This is a genomic window from Luteolibacter algae (assembly GCF_042683045.1).
Taxonomy (GTDB): domain Bacteria; phylum Verrucomicrobiota; class Verrucomicrobiia; order Verrucomicrobiales; family Akkermansiaceae; genus Luteolibacter; species Luteolibacter algae.
Map to the genome: position 1 here is coordinate 135,446 of NZ_JBHUIT010000008.1, position 17,122 is coordinate 152,567.

General features: G+C 53.4%; 18 protein-coding genes. 9 read left to right on the forward strand and 9 right to left on the reverse strand.

Features of this window, described 5'->3' with window-relative positions:
- Positions 1–185: 185 nt before the first annotated feature.
- Entirely contained in the window at positions 186–1,109 is a 924-nt protein-coding gene (locus tag ACFSSA_RS07385) for a prolyl oligopeptidase family serine peptidase (protein WP_386819767.1), read from the forward strand.
- Between the two features lie 111 nt (positions 1,110–1,220).
- Positions 1,221–1,913 (forward strand): spermine synthase, encoded by a 693-nt coding sequence (locus ACFSSA_RS07390; protein ID WP_386819769.1) that lies wholly within the window; start codon positions 1,221–1,223, stop codon positions 1,911–1,913.
- A 70-nt stretch (positions 1,914–1,983) separates the two neighbouring features.
- Here the strand turns inward: ACFSSA_RS07390 and ACFSSA_RS07395 are convergent, their stop codons facing one another.
- Positions 1,984–2,445: a host attachment protein gene (locus ACFSSA_RS07395; RefSeq protein ID WP_386819771.1), complete on the reverse strand. Its 462-nt coding sequence runs from the start codon at positions 2,443–2,445 to the stop codon at positions 1,984–1,986.
- Positions 2,446–2,563: 118 nt separating this feature from the next.
- On the opposite strand from ACFSSA_RS07395, the gene ACFSSA_RS07400 reads away from it, so the two are divergent.
- Positions 2,564–3,538, forward strand: a complete 975-nt coding sequence (locus tag ACFSSA_RS07400; RefSeq protein WP_386819773.1) for a D-2-hydroxyacid dehydrogenase — start codon at positions 2,564–2,566, stop codon at positions 3,536–3,538.
- A gap of 21 nt (positions 3,539–3,559) precedes the next feature.
- On the opposite strand, the gene ACFSSA_RS07405 is transcribed toward ACFSSA_RS07400, so the two are convergent.
- Positions 3,560–4,456: a LysR family transcriptional regulator gene (locus ACFSSA_RS07405; protein ID WP_386819775.1), complete on the reverse strand. Its 897-nt coding sequence runs from the start codon at positions 4,454–4,456 to the stop codon at positions 3,560–3,562.
- 134 nt (positions 4,457–4,590) lie between these two features.
- On the opposite strand from ACFSSA_RS07405, the gene ACFSSA_RS07410 reads away from it, so the two are divergent.
- The 3 genes from ACFSSA_RS07410 (at position 4,591) to ACFSSA_RS07420 (ending at position 7,097) form a co-directional block, all read left to right on the forward strand.
- On the forward strand, positions 4,591–5,577 hold the full coding sequence (locus ACFSSA_RS07410; protein ID WP_386819776.1) for a zinc-dependent alcohol dehydrogenase family protein: 987 nt from the start codon (positions 4,591–4,593) through the stop codon (positions 5,575–5,577).
- Positions 5,578–5,630: 53 nt separating this feature from the next.
- Entirely contained in the window at positions 5,631–6,533 is a 903-nt protein-coding gene (locus ACFSSA_RS07415; protein ID WP_386819777.1) for a DUF4437 domain-containing protein, read from the forward strand.
- A 114-nt stretch (positions 6,534–6,647) separates the two neighbouring features.
- Positions 6,648–7,097: a hypothetical protein gene (locus ACFSSA_RS07420; protein ID WP_386819778.1), complete on the forward strand. Its 450-nt coding sequence runs from the start codon at positions 6,648–6,650 to the stop codon at positions 7,095–7,097.
- A 747-nt stretch (positions 7,098–7,844) separates the two neighbouring features.
- On the opposite strand, the gene ACFSSA_RS07425 is transcribed toward ACFSSA_RS07420, so the two are convergent.
- The 5 genes from ACFSSA_RS07425 to ACFSSA_RS07445 all read right to left on the reverse strand — a co-directional run bounded on the left by ACFSSA_RS07425 (position 7,845) and on the right by ACFSSA_RS07445 (position 10,234).
- Complete coding sequence (locus ACFSSA_RS07425) at positions 7,845–8,150, reverse strand: transposase (RefSeq protein WP_386819780.1); 306 nt, start codon at positions 8,148–8,150, stop codon at positions 7,845–7,847.
- Between the two features lie 69 nt (positions 8,151–8,219).
- Positions 8,220–8,459, reverse strand: a complete 240-nt coding sequence (locus ACFSSA_RS07430) for a hypothetical protein (protein WP_386819782.1) — start codon at positions 8,457–8,459, stop codon at positions 8,220–8,222.
- Between the two features lie 164 nt (positions 8,460–8,623).
- On the reverse strand, positions 8,624–8,821 hold the full coding sequence (locus ACFSSA_RS07435; RefSeq protein WP_386819783.1) for a hypothetical protein: 198 nt from the start codon (positions 8,819–8,821) through the stop codon (positions 8,624–8,626).
- Between the two features lie 305 nt (positions 8,822–9,126).
- Complete coding sequence (locus ACFSSA_RS07440) at positions 9,127–9,279, reverse strand: hypothetical protein (RefSeq protein WP_386819785.1); 153 nt, start codon at positions 9,277–9,279, stop codon at positions 9,127–9,129.
- Positions 9,280–9,331: 52 nt separating this feature from the next.
- The gene (locus ACFSSA_RS07445) at positions 9,332–10,234 is read right to left on the reverse strand and encodes an SMP-30/gluconolactonase/LRE family protein (protein WP_386819787.1); all 903 of its coding nucleotides are present in this window, start codon (positions 10,232–10,234) and stop codon (positions 9,332–9,334) included.
- 171 nt (positions 10,235–10,405) lie between these two features.
- On the opposite strand from ACFSSA_RS07445, the gene ACFSSA_RS07450 reads away from it, so the two are divergent.
- From ACFSSA_RS07450 to ACFSSA_RS07460, 3 genes are read left to right on the forward strand one after another with little or no spacing between them, the layout of a single operon-like run.
- A complete protein-coding gene (locus tag ACFSSA_RS07450) occupies positions 10,406–11,254 on the forward strand; it encodes a DNA adenine methylase (RefSeq protein ID WP_386819789.1) in 849 nt (282 codons plus the stop codon).
- Positions 11,241–11,840, forward strand: a complete 600-nt coding sequence (locus ACFSSA_RS07455; RefSeq protein WP_386819791.1) for a hypothetical protein — start codon at positions 11,241–11,243, stop codon at positions 11,838–11,840. The genes ACFSSA_RS07450 and ACFSSA_RS07455 overlap by 14 nt, the downstream gene beginning before the upstream one ends.
- A gap of 11 nt (positions 11,841–11,851) precedes the next feature.
- A complete protein-coding gene (locus ACFSSA_RS07460; RefSeq protein WP_386819793.1) occupies positions 11,852–12,991 on the forward strand; it encodes a DGQHR domain-containing protein in 1,140 nt (379 codons plus the stop codon).
- Positions 12,992–13,041: 50 nt separating this feature from the next.
- Here the strand turns inward: ACFSSA_RS07460 and mfd are convergent, their stop codons facing one another.
- Positions 13,042–16,236, reverse strand: coding sequence for a transcription-repair coupling factor (mfd, locus tag ACFSSA_RS07465; RefSeq protein WP_386819795.1), 3,195 nt, complete (start codon positions 16,234–16,236; stop codon positions 13,042–13,044).
- 49 nt (positions 16,237–16,285) lie between these two features.
- The gene (locus tag ACFSSA_RS07470; RefSeq protein ID WP_386819797.1) at positions 16,286–16,951 is read right to left on the reverse strand and encodes a hypothetical protein; all 666 of its coding nucleotides are present in this window, start codon (positions 16,949–16,951) and stop codon (positions 16,286–16,288) included.
- Positions 16,952–17,122 lie beyond the last annotated feature (171 nt).

The following is a 17,122-nucleotide window of genomic DNA, read 5'->3' on the forward strand; positions in this document are numbered from 1 at the left end:
GGGTTCAAGGGTCGAATCTTTTTTTTCCGGATCAGGTGGGCTACGCCTCTCTGGAATACGCTTTTTCCTAGAGAAATGATGATATGTTTTTCTCGGTTTGATAGGGATGTGAAATAGTTAGATAACACGGCGTTTTCCTTTGATTACCTTGACTCAATCGATATGTGCCTGCTAGAAAATCGAGCATGATCAAAGGTGCTCTTCTGCTGGCTTCCGGGCTTGTGTTGTCCGCTGGAAGTTTATCCGCGCGGGAATGGACCTCGAATGACGGGAAGAAGCTGGAAGCGGATTTCGTTTCCCTCGCGGAGGGGAAAGTCACCATGAAGCGCCCGAATGGACAGGTGTTCTCGGTGCCATTGGAACGGTTATCGGAAAGCGATCAGAAATGGGCGGAACTTGCCGCCTCCACACCTGCTCCCGAAGCGCAGGCAAAACCCATTGAGGGTCCCTTTGCTGGCTTGGTCACCGGAGAGTGGGAGCTAAGCGAGGCGGAAGAGGTGAAATTTGCATTATATGGCCCGGCTAGCTTGAGTGGTGACACGAAGTATCCGTTGGTCCTGGCGCTCCATGGGAAGAGCGGTAATTCAGAGAATGGGAAGCAGGTGGGTAGCTGGATGAAAACTTTCACAAGCTCTGAAAACGTGGCGGAAAGGCCATGTTACGTTCTCGCTCCAATGTCCGAACAGCCATTGGCGCGCGAGGGCATGGGCTGGGGGAATGAGGAGGCTGCCCGGGTGGTGAAATTGATCAAGTCTCTGGTGAAGGGGCTCAATATCGATCCCGATCGTATCTATATCGTTGGTTATTCGATGGGAGGCGCTGGCACCTGCAACGTGATGGCGGCGGAATCTCGTCTGTTTGCTGCGGCGATTCCGGTGGCGGGTGTTTCCAGCAGTGTTGCAAAAGATCTATCGCGCAAGCCGATGTGGGTTTTCCACGCGGAGGATGACAAGCTGGTGCCGGTAGCGGCATCGCGGGATTTTGCCGAATCCATGAAGCGAAACAAGAATTTCAAATATACGGAATCGGCTACCGGGGGACATGGGATCGTGGGGGCGGTGTTCAAGGATGTGGAGACCCACAAGTGGCTCTTTTCCCAGTCTCTCTAAGGAGAAAGCAAACCGTGCTCCCCAGGCACTTTCACGAATATAGGTCCCGGCTAAAAGGATTTTAATGAGAATAACCTTGTCCGCTTCGGCCCAGAGGTAAGGTTCTCATACATGAAGCCCTACCTAAAGATTGCGGAGTCCACGATGCCGGATGGCACCCACTATTCCCTCCACAAGCAGGATGGGAAAATTTATCTGAAATACAATGGATGCGAGCTGATGAGCACATCCATGACCTTTTCGGAACAACAGCTGGCAGACATCGGTTGCCAGTTATTGCTGGAAGGCAGCCCGTCGCGACCGAAACATCCCCGTATTCTGATCGGTGGCTTGGGATTGGGTTTCACGCTGAAGAGAGCTCTGGAGCTGGTAGGCAGTCCGGCAACAGTGGATGTAGCAGAGTTGATGCCTCCATTGATTGAATGGAACCGCACGCATTTGGTGGAGTTCAACGGTCCGCTTCTGGAAGATCCCAGGACGGTGATTATCCAGGGTGACCTATTCGATATTGTGTCAAAAAAGCAACCGGGATCCTACGATGCCCTTCTTATCGATATCGACAATACTCCGGATGATCTTATCACCGCCGGAAATGCCCGGATGTATTCACCCGGTTTTTTGGAAAAGCTGCGGCAAGTCATAACTCCAAAGGGGTGTATTGCCTATTGGCTATCGGAGCCCGCCCCGAAGTTTAAAAAACTTCTCATCAAATCCGGCTTCGCCGTCGAGGAATTTGCCTCCAAATCCTATGAGCAGGCAAAGCGCTCAAGGCATTGCCTGCTACTCGCACGCCGGAAGTCCTAGGCATCGAGGGACTGCCATTTCTCCTCCCTGCCGATCAACGGCTGGGGAGGAAAAGATCGAAATACGATTCTTATAGGAAACGCTTCTCCAGATCCTTGAGGCTGGTATTGGACAAATCCGCGCCTACCGAATCGCGGAGCTTCTCGCGGCAAGTAGGGTTCATTTCCGCCTCCAACCGCTTCAAATGCTCCTGTGGCGCTGCCAGCACGAAACTATGGCAACCCAGACCCGCAACGACATCGCAAATCTCCTTCGCTACTTGGGCGATCGCTCGTTTTTCCACCTCCACATCCAGTTTGGTCTCCGCGTGGGACATTGCCTCACCATTCCCGGCAGCAGAGCCTCGATTGAATTTACCCGGTCCGTCCGTCGTGATGGCCCCCCGCGGTGGTCCCAATTCATTTTCGGATAATTCTACGAGATGGGCCCGCTCTCTGGGATCGTCACCGGCTTTCCGGAAGTTCAAGACCCGCACCGTTCCCAAATCCGTCAAAATCAATAAGCGCTCGTAGGTGTTCTCCGTATTTTTCATAATTCCTACCCATTAGCACAGCTATCGTTGTTATACAAAAAATATCCATCAGTCTCCCTGCTACGGCGCACTGGGAGATGTGCATTGATAACGGAACAGAATAAATTAACTTCCGCGCATGGCTGCACATGTGATTTTTTCCGATCCAAAATTGGATACCGTTGCTCTCGATACTCTAAAAAACGGCATCGGCGGGAGCCGTCTAATTCTACCGGCAAAAGTGGCATCGTCGGTGCTGGAAGTCGGCGAGGCGGATCCGGCGTTTGGAGAAGCGGAGATCGCCTTTGGCCAGCCTTTGCTGGAGAGCATTTATGCCTCGGAAAGGCTCAGGTGGATCCAGGTGAGTTCCGCTGGCTTCACCCGTTATGATACTCCGGAATTCCGCGAGTATGCGCGGAAACGAGGGCTGGTGGTGACAAATAGCTCAAGCGTCTATGCGGAAGCCTGCGCGGAGCATGTGCTCGCATTCATGCTGGCTCAGTCGAGGAAACTTCCGGAATCGCTCGCCAAACGCATTCCCAACGGCGAGCCGGAGTGGATGCAGCTCAGGGATTCATGCAGGCCTCTGCGCGGACAGAATGTGCTTATTCTAGGATTCGGCGGTATTGCGAAGCAATTGCTGGAGATGCTGGCACCTTTTCGCATGAATATCGTGGCAATGAGGCGGCATCCGCGCGGTGACGAAGGAGTGAAGGTCGTGACTTCCGCTGGCCTGGAGTGCGCGTTGGCGGAGGCCGACCATGTGATCAATATTCTTCCGGACAACGGGGAGTCCGCGGGATTTTTTGATAGAAAACGTTTCCAGCAAATGAAGCCGGGAGCTGTGTTCTATAACATAGGCCGCGGAACCACGGTGAATCAGGAAGAGCTTTTCTCAGCCTTGAAATCGGGGGCGCTTGCTGCCGCATGGCTGGACGTGACGACGCCGGAACCTTTACCGCAAAATCACGCGCTATGGACCTTGGAAAACTGCCATATCACGCCCCATACGGCAGGCGGCCACCGCAGTGAATCGCTCACGCTGGTAAAACATTTTCTGTCAAACTATGAGCGATATTCTCAGGGACGGGAATTGGAGGATCGGGTGATATGATTTGCCGGATCGCGGGAATTCTTAGATCAGCGCCGGAGCGGCCGGAAGGCGGTGAACCGGTAGGCTCTCGTCCAGACCGGCCAGAAGATAATTGACCAGCCGCTGCGCATAGGGGTTTGAGCAGTCTGGCGCGAGATAGCTATTTACCGAGGTATTTGGGAGCTTTGGCAGATCTCCTTCCAGTAAAGGCATATCTTTCAAAATTGCGGAAAGCGGCAGAACGCTGGCTCCCACTCCCGCCCGGATCGCTGATTGAACCGTATGGACGGAATTGGCATCAATGGAAACCTTCCAGCTGATTCCCGCTTTGGCCAGGGCATCGAAGGCAATTTGCCGGAAGCTGCAGGGAGCATGCATGAGCACTAATTCAAGATCGCCCGAGTCATCCCGCGTTCCGGTCCAGACGAGGGGCTCTTCCCACAGGGGATTTCCGCCCTTCCATTCCGGGCCGGTTAAGACAAGATCCAGCTCGCCCCGGTCCATCGCCTCAAGCATTTCAGGACCTACCCCCAGCACTAGCTTTAGCTCGCATTGAGGGTGGGCCCTGCGGAAGCGGACGAGCAGAGAGTGCAAATGTTGTGGCACGAGATATTCCGCAAAACCTACCCGCAGGCTGGTTGCTTCGTCCGGCGAGCTTACCGCCAGCATTGCCTCGTCGGCCAGCTCCAGCATCCGCCTGGCATAGCTGACAAAAATTTCCCCGGCGGAAGTAATCGCGACTGTGCGGCTGGTGCGCTCCAGGAGCTGGACACCGAGACGCTCCTCTAGTTTTGCAATTTGCAGGCTAATGGCGGATTGCGTTCGATTAACCCTTCCGCCTGCGGCGGTGAAGCCACCCTCCTCAACCACCGCTACCAAGGCGCGGAGGCTATTGAGGTCGGTTTCCAGTTTGAACGTCGATCTATGTGAAATCCTCATTGGAGTGATTTAAACAAACAATTTCACAAATCAATCAAAATCTATCATGACGTCTCATTGAAAGGCGGTGATTGATTGTTTTTCAAATTAGTCCCGGCCTTTTTTCCATCTCGAAACACAAAACAACGATAATCATGAAAGCAATGCTCCTCAATTCCTATGGTGCGGATTCAGTTTTTGAAGCCGCAGAAGTTCCAAAGCCTGAGCTCAAGCCGGGTCACGTCCTGATAAAAATTTCCGCGTCTAGCGTTAACACCGTCGATACCATGATCCGGAACATGGGCGGGGAGTTGCCGCTATCGCCACCGGCACCTGCGATCCTTGGAATGGATGTAGCCGGGGCCGTAGAAGCGATCGGCGAGGGGATTACCACGTTTTCCGTAGGAGATGAAGTCTATGGCTGCGTCGGAGGTCTTGCGGATTTGCAGGGAACTCTCGCGGAGTATGTGGTGGCCGATGCGAGATTGATCGCACGCAAAGCGAAGAACCTTTCAATGCGGGAGGCTGCCGCCCTGCCTCTGGTTGCGATCACCGCTTATGAGGGCTTGATGCGGGCGGGAATTGGCGCAGGACAAAAAGTGCTCGTGCACGGAGGCTCCGGCGGGGTGGGACACGTTGCCCTGCAGCTTGCGAAATACTTCGGTGCGGATGTTTATTCCACCGGAGGCGGCGAGAAGCAGCTGGCATTGATCGAGCGCCTTGGCGCGACTCCGATTAATTATAAAACCGAAAAGGTGGAGGACTATGTCGGGAAGCACACCGGCGGAGCAGGATTTGAGCTGGTTTTCGATTCCGTGGGCGGGGCAAACCTGAGCAATTCATTTGAAGCCGCGGCTCTAAACGGGCAGATTGCCACCACGGTCGCGATGTGTGAGCTGGATTTAAATCCGGCGCATTTCAAGGGGCTGTCCCTACATGTGGTGTTCATGTTGATCCCTATGCTGCATGATCATCAGCGCGAGACACATGGGGAAATCCTCCGGGAGCTGACAAAGATCGCCGAGTCGGGCAACCTTACACCGGTCCTTGATGAGAATCAGTATTCCCTCGATCAGGCAGGTGAGGCCCATGCGCGTCTGGAAAGCGGGAAAGCAATGGGCAAGGTCGTCATCGATCATTGATCATTGATCTCCCGGCCCTTTTAGCCTGACACAAAATCTAAATCTCCCAATCAATGAACTTTAGAGAAACTTCACCGTCGCTGATCGTGGCGTTAATTCCTGCGGTGCTCGTCTCGGCCCATGTCATCGCCCGGAGCGGTGCTCCGGATACCACTCCAAACCCAGAGCCGACGCGGGTCACCACCTCCGATGTGGAATGGGGTGCGCTTAATCCTGCCCGGGGAAAGAATGGTCCCAGAGCCGCCAATTTATGGGGTAACCGGACAGAGGAGGGAACAACAGGTTTCCTCGTCAGATTCTCTGATGGCTTCTCATCGCCGCCTCATATCCACAATGTGACCTACCGCGGAATCGTCATCAGCGGACTGGTTCACAATGACGATCCCGCCGCTGCAAAAATGTGGATGCCTCCCGGATCATTTTGGACGCAGCCGGCGGGAGAAGTGCATATCACGGCGGCAAAAGGCGAGGATGTCCTAGCTTACATAGAGATTGATCACGGCCCGTATCTTGTGCTTCCCGAAGGGCAGGCGGAAGACAATGGGGAACGGCCGGTCAATGTGGACGCCGCCAACCTCGTCTGGCTGGACCACTCGCGCTCCACCTGGATCAAGCCGGCTGCAAATCCGGCTGCAAATCCGGATAGGCCCGGAGGCGTGGAAATCGCCTACCTCTGGGGCAAGCCGCAGCCCGGTCATCCGAGCGGGACGTTGGTCAAGCTTCCGGCTGGGTTCAACGGAACCTTGAGCAGTAATGGCGGTGCCCTTCGTGCGGTGATAATCATGGGCGCAGCACAGCACAGGCCATCCGCCGATGCGGAATTTCACGTCTTGAAGCCCGGTGAATACTTCGGTTCAGAAGGTCGGGCCACTCACGAGATCTCCGGTGAACCTGACGCGGAATCCATCATCTATGTGCGCACGGAAGATTCATTCGAGATCGTCCCCGCGTCTTAGGATAGGATTTGATTGCCTACGATCTGCCGTGTCCGCACGGCAGATTCATCCTAATATTCTGCAAGTTATAACTCCATGATTTACTAACAGAAATGACTGTTACAGATTGGTTTTATGAAAACACTATGGTTCTCACTGCTGGCGGGGCTTATTCTGAATGTTTCGACTACCGCGCAACTGACCAAGCCGCCTCTGGAAGGGGTGCCGGTTGAGGCCAGCTCGTTTGGCAAGGACTGGAGGATTTTATTACAAATCGCAAACCGCACATTCAGCTACGGGAATGATGAGGAAAAGGTCACGGTCTCGGTGCAAATCCTCAAGGAATATCCTGATGCCGCAGCAGCAAAGAGCGGCTATGAAGCCGATGCCAGGCGCTACGGCGGCCCGAAGGAAAAGACACCATTGGGAGACTCTGGAACAGACCTGGAACTTGTGACCGATACCTTACAGGAGCGCTATCTCGTGGTCGGGCGCTTCTTTATGAAAATCTCCCAGAAGGCTGGGGAAAAAGACTTCCGGAATACCTTTGCCGATGCCTATCGCCCGGTTCTTGAAGCACTCTAGCGGAATTTCCCCGTTGATACGGCCGGGTGACCCCCTGTGACATCTAACGCCATATTCGGAAGGCGCTTGTAGAGTAGGTATATATATCGAACGTCTCAGCTCGTGAAATTTCATCATTCCGGAGTTTCATGCGGGAGGGTCCTACAATGCGATCAGCGCCGCCAATGGCCTGTGGGTGGCCGTGGGGGACAATGACCACATCGCAACCCGGCGGTTGCCAGCACCACCGGCCGGGCCTTCCGGACTACAGGTGGATTCGATGAACAGCCAGACCCTCAAGATCTCATCGGTGGCACCCCCAGATGCCCGGGGTTTCGCCATCTATCAGCGCCCTCTCGGTAGTCTGAAGTTGACGCGACTGCCCGGCTACTTACCCGAAGGCGCACAGGATGCCAAAATTAACGGCCTAATAACGGGAACAGCTTATGAAGTGGCGGTGCAAGCAATCTTTTCCGAAGAGGCTTCCACGTGGAGCTCTCGGAAAACCTGATTTCCTGGACACGAATTGCGGAAAGCGTGGGAGGGCGCAGAACTCAAAGTCTCGTTTCAGGCGTCGGTATCACGGACTACGATAATTCCAGTAGGGATCCGAAGAAACGGATGGTGACGGTGGAATACTATTGGTATCCCTCCCGAGCCCCGAGCATTAACAGTGCTTTTATTCGTTTCGGTGTCGAGAAAATCACATCGACAGAGAAGTGATCCAAAGGCTCTGCAGAATTTTCCAGGGTTTTCTCGGAGATCCGGCTACACCTTGTAAGCGCTTACCTTTTTGGCCCGGTCGCTTTCCCAAAGCGTAAAGCTATTTCGCGGAAGCTGGCGGGGGTTGCGACGGATGTAACGCACACAGTTGGCGAAATGCTTCGGATCCCTGATAAGGGTATCGCGGTATCCTTTTTGCCAAATTCTGCCCCGGTCGAAGTTGTGGGAAAAGGTGCTCTTCCATGCATGTATTAGTTTTTCCAGGGGTTCCAGAGGTTTAGTTAGAATGTGGAGATGATTCGGCATGATGACCCATGACTCATGCAGATATTTCTCACCCTGGAATTTCATCAGAATGTTCTCCAGTAGATCGCAGGTCTCCGGTATCCGGAAAATGCAGGAGCCGGCACCCTCGTCCAGTTATTCCTCGATGCGTTGGGTGAAGCGGCGGCGGAACTCGAATTCCGTTTCCTCTGTCCATGGCTTCGGGTTCTGCTCAAGGAAAATTCTGCGGTTCTCGCTCCACTCCCTGAGCTTGGATTGTGGGAGTGAATCACCAAGCCGGAAAGTAACGAACTGCATCACCCCATCCTGCTGCCAATGGGGGAGCTTCGATCCATGCTTTCGGATTTCTTCGGAGGGATCGAGGAAATCAGACATGGGGTCGATACTAGTGTTTCGACGAAACGCGACAAGTTCAAAGGAGTCGCCCTCTTGAACCCAAGGCGCTGTAAGGCGCCTACTCCTTACACTCAGCCGCCTCAGAAAAGGTGGGATAGCGGGTCTGATCCTAATTAAGGGCCGAACTTTCCTCAGTTGGCTAGCTAAGCGGTATCATCAGAATCTGCTCGGTTATCCGATTTATCTACTTCCATTCTTTGTTCTGGTTCATTGGCCATGAACAAAGAACGAACGATGCCTTTGGCAGTCACCTCCTCATCGTGGCGGGTCTCGCCGATTTCTTCTTCTTTGATGACTTCCTTATTCTCATCGCTGTTTTCTGGTGAATTGTTATCGTTCATAATTTTGTTTGTTAGGTCTGTTTGAGCGGGATTTGAAATCTTCAACAGACTCTTTTCCCATCGTAAATTGCTCCTCTACCTAGCACACGATTCAGGCTGTCGCGACCGATTGATTGACAATAGTGAATCGGAGAGAGGGCGAAAATTAGCGTTTCAACAAAACGCGACAAAATTTAAGGAGTCGTTCGATAAGGAGCAGGCGCGTCCCCGCGCCTTGAGTCCAAGCGGGCGTCCCGCCCGCGGTAAGAAAGACATTCCCACAGGCGGCGGAGACGCCGCCCGGAACTCAAGGCGCGAGGACGCGCCTACTCCTCAGCCTTCGTTGCGCCCCCAACAACCCCGTCGGCATCCACGGCAGCCTCGTCCCTGATACCATCGGCCGCGCCGGAAGCCATGGCTGCATCCGCCTTTTCGAACTGGGATGCCGCCAAAAATACTGTGAGATAGCGGTGACCCATTCACACATGAGGTTGAGCCCTTGGGGAATCGAGCCCTGATTACCGGTTTGGCCTATTTCCTGCCATCAGCACCCCGGCTGCCTTGCACGGACATTTCCAGGGTGTAGAGGGAATCCATGGCCGTGATGAACAGGGTTTTCATCTCCTTGCCGCCAAAGGCCACGTTCGCAGTCCATCCCTCCGGCACCGGGATCTCCCCGAGTTTCACCCCGTTCTTGTCGAAAACCGTCACACCCTTGCCCGTGAGATAAAGATTGCCGGCCGCATCGAGCGTCATCCCGTCGGAACCCATTTCACAGAAAAGCTCCTTTTCCCCCAGGCTGTGATCCGCCCCGATCTTGTAGCGGTAGGTCCTCCCGCTGCCGATGTCAGCGATGAAAAGCGTCTTCCCATCCGCCGTGCCGATAATGCCGTTCGGCTGCTTCAGCGTGTCCTCGGCCACCACCGGCTTCCCTGCGCCCTTCGGCAGGAAATACACGCGCTGCTTTTCCTGCTCCGGTTTTTCACGGCCTTCCCAGTAGGGGCGTTTGTAAAACGGATCGGTGAAATACATCCCGCCGCCAGGATCCACCCAGACATCGTTGGGCCCGTTGAAAAGCTTCCCGTCATATCCGGATAGCAACACCGTCACCTCCTTGCTTGCCGGGTCTAGGCTCCACAGCTCGCCGTTCTCGTCCACGCAGGCGATCAGCTTGCCTTCCGGGGTGAAGAAAAGACCGTTGGAGCGACCGGCGGGCTTCAGGAATTCACTGGTTTTCCCCGTCTCCACCGACCACTTGAGAATGCTGTCGTTGGGTTGGTCCGTGAAATAGACATTGCCCTGCGCATCCGCCGCAGGCCCCTCCGTGAACTTGAAACCTTCGCTAGCAAGGGTGAGTTCCGCACCGGGTGAAACGGGCAGCTGGGCATGGAGAAGGGGATGGGCAGCAAGGAGTGGCAGGAGGAGTTTCTTCATGGGACGTCTGATCCCAAGGAACCTGCTGCATCCCAATACGGATGGCAAGCTGGGAGGCGCAGCGGGGAGCTTGGTTGGCAAAAACACTTCGGAGAAGAGCGGATCGAAATGCGACGACGCGTCACCTAATCCCTACGAGGGATCGACGAGATTCGCAGCTAATTTATAGCCTTGCAGCAGGCTATCGAAAAGTTTACTCCTAACCGGAGAGTGTCCAGTCCTGTTTTAAAACCATTCATCAAATGGGCCGGTGGGAAGCGATGGCTAATCGCAGATCCAACCTTTGAGCTCCCAGAATTTTCTGGCCGTTATATTGAACCGTTCTTGGGTGGTGGTGCTGTTTTTTTTCACACCCGCCCACAAGATGCCCTGTTGAGCGATGTGAATTCACGTCTGATTGAAGTATATACCGCAGTTCGAGACAGTTGGGAGCTAGTTTTCCGAGAGCTGAAACGGCTGCAGCGGCTCCATGATAAGAAGTTCTATTATGAAGAGCGTAAGAGGAATAGAGTTACTTCTCATACGAGAGCTGCTCAGTTTATTTATTTAAATCGAACTTGCTACAATGGTCTATACAGGGTGAATCTTAAGGGTGAATTTAATGTTCCGATTGGTACGAAAAGCAGAGTTTTATTCGAAGATGAAGATTTTGCTGAAATTAGCAGGGCTTTAAGTGGTGCCACCATTAGGGCATCTGATTTTGCTGAATCAATCCGTGAAGCAGGCGAGGGCGATTTGGTTTTTGCTGACCCTCCATACACCACGGCGCACAATACCAACGGATTCGTTCGGTATAACCAAAATATTTTCAGCTGGCAGGATCAATTAAGATTGAAAATCGAATTGACTAATGCCGTGAGGCGAGGTGCAAAAGTCGTTCTGACTAACGCTGACCATGAAAGTATTCGCGACCTTTACCGTCAGGAAGGAAGATATCGCCCCATGGGTCGTGCATCGCTAATAGCGGGTAATTCATTAAATAGAAATAAAACAACGGAGGCTATCTATGTCATTGAGTGATCGCCAGAATGCAAAATGCTATCACGGAATATCGCGATTTTTTCGGGGTTGTAAGAGTTGGTTGGTGGAAAGTTTTCCGTTCGATACATTTTCGGAGGTTTCAAAGTCCTTTTTCGAGGTGATTGTTACCGTTGTATTTACATTTATTCCATTCTTTTTTCTTTCTATAAAATGGTCTGAATCAGAGGGCGCTAATACTTCTGAAGCATTTTCTGATACTTTTTATGGATACTGGCAAGGAGGCGAAATAGTCCTGCCAATCTTGGGTTTATGTGGCGCTATCGCCGTCCTCCTGGCTTTGAATAAAGGGTCTTTCGCTTGGTGGGCTCATGCTCTGGTTGTCCTTGTGATTCTCGGTGCGACGATCGGTGGAGGAGCAGCGCTAAAGGGCAGTGACGGATTCAATAAAGATCTTAACGGAGAAATAATTACTGCTGCTTTTGTGATTTATCTGTTTTTGGCTGTGCTTTGGCTTGTGCTGGCTGCTGCTGTTAGAATAAATAAACCCAAACCTAGAGAGTCGGATCTAAGGGCCCAAGATATTTTGAGGCAAGTAAATGAAAGACGTGCAAAACCTGAGGCCTAGTTATGAATGTTATGAATGTTTTGAAGGTTTCACAACCGATCGGTGAATTTTATATTGGCGCAATTGATGCAAAATCTTTGTTGGAGATCACAACCGTAGATGTGCGTGCTTTTGGTCAAGGTAAGGCGGGGTCTATCGACGGTATCCAAAGAGAGCTTTCGAAATCACGTCTCAAAGATCTAGGAGAATACGTCAATTTGGAGTATGCAACTTTTCCTACGTCAGTGATCTTGGCTATAGATGAAAGATGTGTCACTCTCACACAAGTGAAAGGCTGCGAAGGCCTTTATCGGTTGGAAGTTCACGCCTATGACGGAGGGGAGGGAGATGATCCTATCCCACTAGCCGCTTCAGCCTTCGTTGTTGACGGTCAGCACCGCCTTGCTGGACTCGAGCATAGAGACCCAGACAAAGAGCCCTTTGAGGTAAATGTTTCTATTTTCGTTGGAGCAGACATTGCTGACCAAGCAGAAATTTTCTCTCGCGTTAATCTAGCTCAGACAAAAGTTAATAAATCTTTGACCTATGATCTGCTTGATTATGCAAAAGAAAAAAGTCCCTATAAGGTGGCTCATGACGTCGTAGTTGCACTGAATTCTGATAAGGATGGTCCATTTTATAAGAAGATCAAACGCCTGGGAGTTAGAACCCCTGGCGTGGATGGGGAAACGCTCGCGCAAGCCACTGTCGTTAATGGTTTATTAAGATATCTGCCGCCTAATCAAGAAAAAGAACGCTCAAAAAGCATCTTCGGTCTATCTCGGAAGCCAGAGCCCAGAGAGGATTGGAGGAGTCGAATTTTTTTGAACTACTACCGTGATGATGATTTTGCTTCGATCTTTCTTATCGTGTCAAATTATTTTCAGGCCGTGGCTAATAAGTGGCCAAATGCTTGGAGTGATCCCAAAGAGGGACAAATATTGTCAAGGACAACTGGGTATAATGCTCTTATCCGATTTCTGAAAGATGCGTATGTTTTTATTGTGGACGATGAACCGCGGGTTGTTGCGGTTCAGGAATTTGATGAGATATTTGATAAGGTAAGTATCGGTGAAGATGAGTTGAATAAGAATGTTTATGTGCCGGGGAATACAGGGCAGGGATTGTTGTATGCTGCACTGAAAAGTGAGGGATTACCAGTCGAGCGGTAGGATATCTGTCAAATCTGGTCCTAACACCGGAAAGATTCTATCGTTACTTTCTAGAAACTCTCAAGTAAAGTAAGCGCCTCCTCTAGTTTCTCCCCCGGCTTCGTTTTCGTCAGTCTGGGGTAGCGGGAGCCATCCAACAAAATTGGGCTCCCGTTTCTCTGGAGCATCAGGCGCTGGCCGGAGATCTCCACGGAGGTGATCTGGTTGGAGGCGGCTTCGGCTTTGATTCTGGCGATGGTGATGAGGTGTTTGACGGGGTGGGGGAAGCGGCCGTGTCTGTCTTGCCAGTTTTTCTCTAGGGCGGTGATGGATTTGGGGGTGTTGGCTTCGGCTAGCTCGCGGTAGGCGTTGATGCGGAGTTTTGCGTCGGAGAGGTAGGAGGTGGGGATGAAGGCGGGGAGGACTTCGGATTTGTCGTCTTTTGAGACCCATTGGGTCTCGGTGGGAACGATAAAGTCGGCTTTGAAGGTGGTCTCCTGGAGGCTGGGGTCTTGTTTGCCCTTCAGGCGGTCGACGGATTGGCGGAGGAGCTGGCAGTAGAGATCGAAGCCGATCTGGGCGATGTGCCCGGATTGCTTGGTGCCGAGGAGGTTGCCCGCGCCGCGGATTTCGAGATCGCGCATGGCGATTTTGAAGCCGGAGCCGAGGGCGGTGTATTGCTTGATGGCGTGGATGCGCTTGCGGGCATCGCCTTGGGTGATCATTTCCCTCGGTAGCAGGAGGATGGCGTAGGCTTTTTCCCCGGCACGGCCGACGCGGCCGCGGAGCTGGTAGAGATCGGCGAGACCGAAGCGGTCGGCGCGGTCGATGAGGATGGTGTTGGCATTCGGGATGTCGATGCCGGTCTCGATGATGGTGGTGGCGAGGAGGACGTCGGCCTCGTGGTTGACGAAGGCGTGCATGACGGTCTCGAGGTCGTCCTTGTCCATCTGGCCGTGGCCGACGAGGACGCGGGCTTCGGGGACGAGTTCCTTTATCTTTTTATGAACCTGCTCGATGGTTTTGACGCGGTTGTGGAGGAAGAAGACCTGGCCGCCGCGTTTCATCTCGCGGCGGATGGCATCGCGGATGATGCGTTCGTCGTAGGCGGTAACGGTAGTGGATACCGGAAGGCGATTCGGCGGCGGGGTGTCGATGGTGGACATGTCGCGCGCGCCCATGAGCGCCATGTAGAGGGTGCGCGGGATGGGGGTGGCGGAGAGGGTGAGGACGTCGATCTGGCGGAAGAGGTCTTTGAATTTCTCCTTGTGGGCGACGCCGAAGCGCTGTTCCTCATCGACGATAGCCAGGCCGAGGTTCCTGTAGGCAACATCGCCGGAGATGAGGCGGTGGGTGCCGATGACCATATCAACGGAGCCATCGGCCAGACCTTTGATCGTCGCGCGGACCTCGGCGGGTTTGCGAAAGCGGTTGAGGAGATCGACGCGGACGGGGTAGTCGGAAAAACGCTCACGGAAGGTGCGCCAATGTTGCTCTGCGAGGACGGTGGTGGGGCAAAGGAGAGCGACCTGTTTTCCGCCGGTAATGGCCTTGAAGGCGGCGCGGATGGCGACTTCGGTTTTCCCGAATCCAACGTCGCCGCAAATGAGGCGGTCCATGGAGCGGGGGGCTTCGAGATCGTGCTTGGTATCGATGATGGCCTGCTTTTGGTCAGGCGTTTCCGTATAGTGGAAGGATTGCTCGAACTCGAACATCCAGCGGGTATCCGGCGGGTGTGCGTGGCCCTGTTCGTGCTCGCGCTCCGCCTGGATGCGGAGCAAGCGGGCGGCGTAATCAAGGATGGATTTCTCCGCCTGCTTGCGGTTTTTCTGCCAGGTCGGATTGCCCAATTTATTGAGGTCCGGGGTTTTTCCTCCGACTCCGACGTATTTCCCGATGAGGTGGGCTTGCTCTAGCGGGACGGATAGAATGGAGCCATCCTTGTATTCGATCTGTAGTTCTTCGCCGTCCTCGTCCTGGACGATTCCTCTGAATTTCCCGATGCCGTATTCGTAATGGACTACGAGATCGCCTTCTTCGATATCATCCAGTGTGGCGCGGGCACGGATGGCGCGGGCTTTCTCGACCGTGGAGCGGCGGGCGGAACCGGGGGTGCGGTAGCGGCCGAAGAGCTCGGAGGATGACAATACTGCGAGTTTAGTAGCCGGGAGGGTGAAACTGGAGATGAGCTCGCCAAGGACGGGGGTGAGGCCGAGATCTCGCTCAAGATTTTTTCCGGAAAGCTCTGTGAAACGCTCCAGTTCACCTTTTGTGGAGAAGACGATTCCGATATCCCATTCCTCCCTCTGCCATTCATTGAGCTGTTTGAAAAACGTTTCCCGGCGGAGCTCATCCAGCACAAAATCACCGGCATCGAAAGTGCCAAGGGGCGAACCATAAGCGGCCAGTGTGAAATCCTCTTCGCCTTCCTCTTCTACTGCATTTTCCGTAATGATTATATCCGGCGGGAGAGTGGGGCTCTCGATGGCGGCTGCCTGGACGGAAATGAGGAAATCGTCTTTCCTGAAATAGTCGGCAATCGTTGCCACTGCCGGCGGCTCGGTAAGCAGGAGATCGATTTCTTCCAGCTTGCGGGTGGAAGCCTGGGTATTCAGATCGAACTCACGGATGGATTCCAGCTCGGTATCGAAGAACTCCAGGCGAAGCGGACGAGGGGACTGGAAGGGAAAAAGATCGAGAATGCCGCCACGGATCGCAAAGTGCCCGCGTCCGGTAACAGTCGGGTGACGCTCGTAGCCATGGTTGGTCAGTGTCTCGGCGAAGGTGGATGGATCCAGATCCAATCCAGGTTTCAGGTGGGTGCGATTAGACAGCAGAGAACTCGCCGAAGGCGCGTATTGGGAAAAGCTATCGGCACCGCAAAGGATGGCGAAGGATTCGGCCGAGGCAAGGATTTCCAGGATGGCGAACCACTCGGCAGCAGTCTCGGGATCTGAAATTTCATGAAGATCATTATCAGGATTGACCGGCGAATCCGGGAGGACGAGCGCGGTGATTCCCCATAGTTCCAGCTCCGTCGCGAGGCGTTCCCGCTGCCGTGGAGAATCGCAGATCAGCCAGCGGCGCTTTCTACCGAGAGCTGCGGATGCATTGCATGCAAGCGCTAAAAAAAACGAATGGGAGGCTTCCTCCGCATGATCCAGCACAACGGTTTTTCCACCCTTTGCCAATGGAGCAAGGTGCTCGGAAAAATCCGGATGTGTGAGAGCACGGCGTAGCCAGGTGCTGGTGGGATGGGAGCTCAAAACGAAAATTTCAAGAGAGGATCCGCGGCTGGAAACCGGGTAGGAACAGTCATCCTGGATCGCGGGAGTCGTGGATCGCTTTGATGAGGGATTTTTTTATGGTTTCCCAGCGCATGGGAACGGATTTCATAAAAAATGACTGGGAAACGGTAATGCGGATCAGGCCGTATTTTTCATTGGGAAAGGATTCCAGCAGCCACGAAATAAATGGCGTTTTATCCGAAAGCTTCCGGCAGGTGACCTGGATTTCCTTTGCTGGAAGCTGGGTGACGATCTTTTCCGCATAGATGCCGGCCTGGGATGCCCCGGCGTGCTCGAAAATGATGGCCCCATCGGCGATGGGCGCCGTGTGGATAATGAGATGCAGGATGAGATCATGACGCTTCAAATCCTCATTCACCCGGCTCTCGATGGCTTGGCGGAATTTCATCAGATGGCGGTCGATCAGCTTCTGACGGTTGGGCTCCGGCAGTTTTTCAGAAATAGTGCTCCACAGGGAGTCCCCCTCTTCATCCAGATTAATCAACAGGCGGGTGACATCTCCGTGGATCAGCGGTGTGCTGAACTTCATGGCAAGACCCTGGGCGAGGTTCAGGGAGCCCGGCTCCCATCCCTCGGTGGACGTGACCCTATCCTCGGAGCCTTTGAAAAGCTCGCGGTTCGCCTCCGGGACGGCGCATGTCGCGTTGCTGCAGGTGATGAGGAATGATGTCATGTGGAGGTATAATACGGGAAAGGGCGTGCGGTGCAACTTGTGACCGCCGCATGGATGAGTTTTTTAAAACATTGGCTGGGAAAAATTGGTTTCAAGGTATTCCGTGAAAAACGTGAAAATGGCACAAACTTTCTTTTGACCTAAGAGTTATGTGGGTGTCTTGGTTTTTCC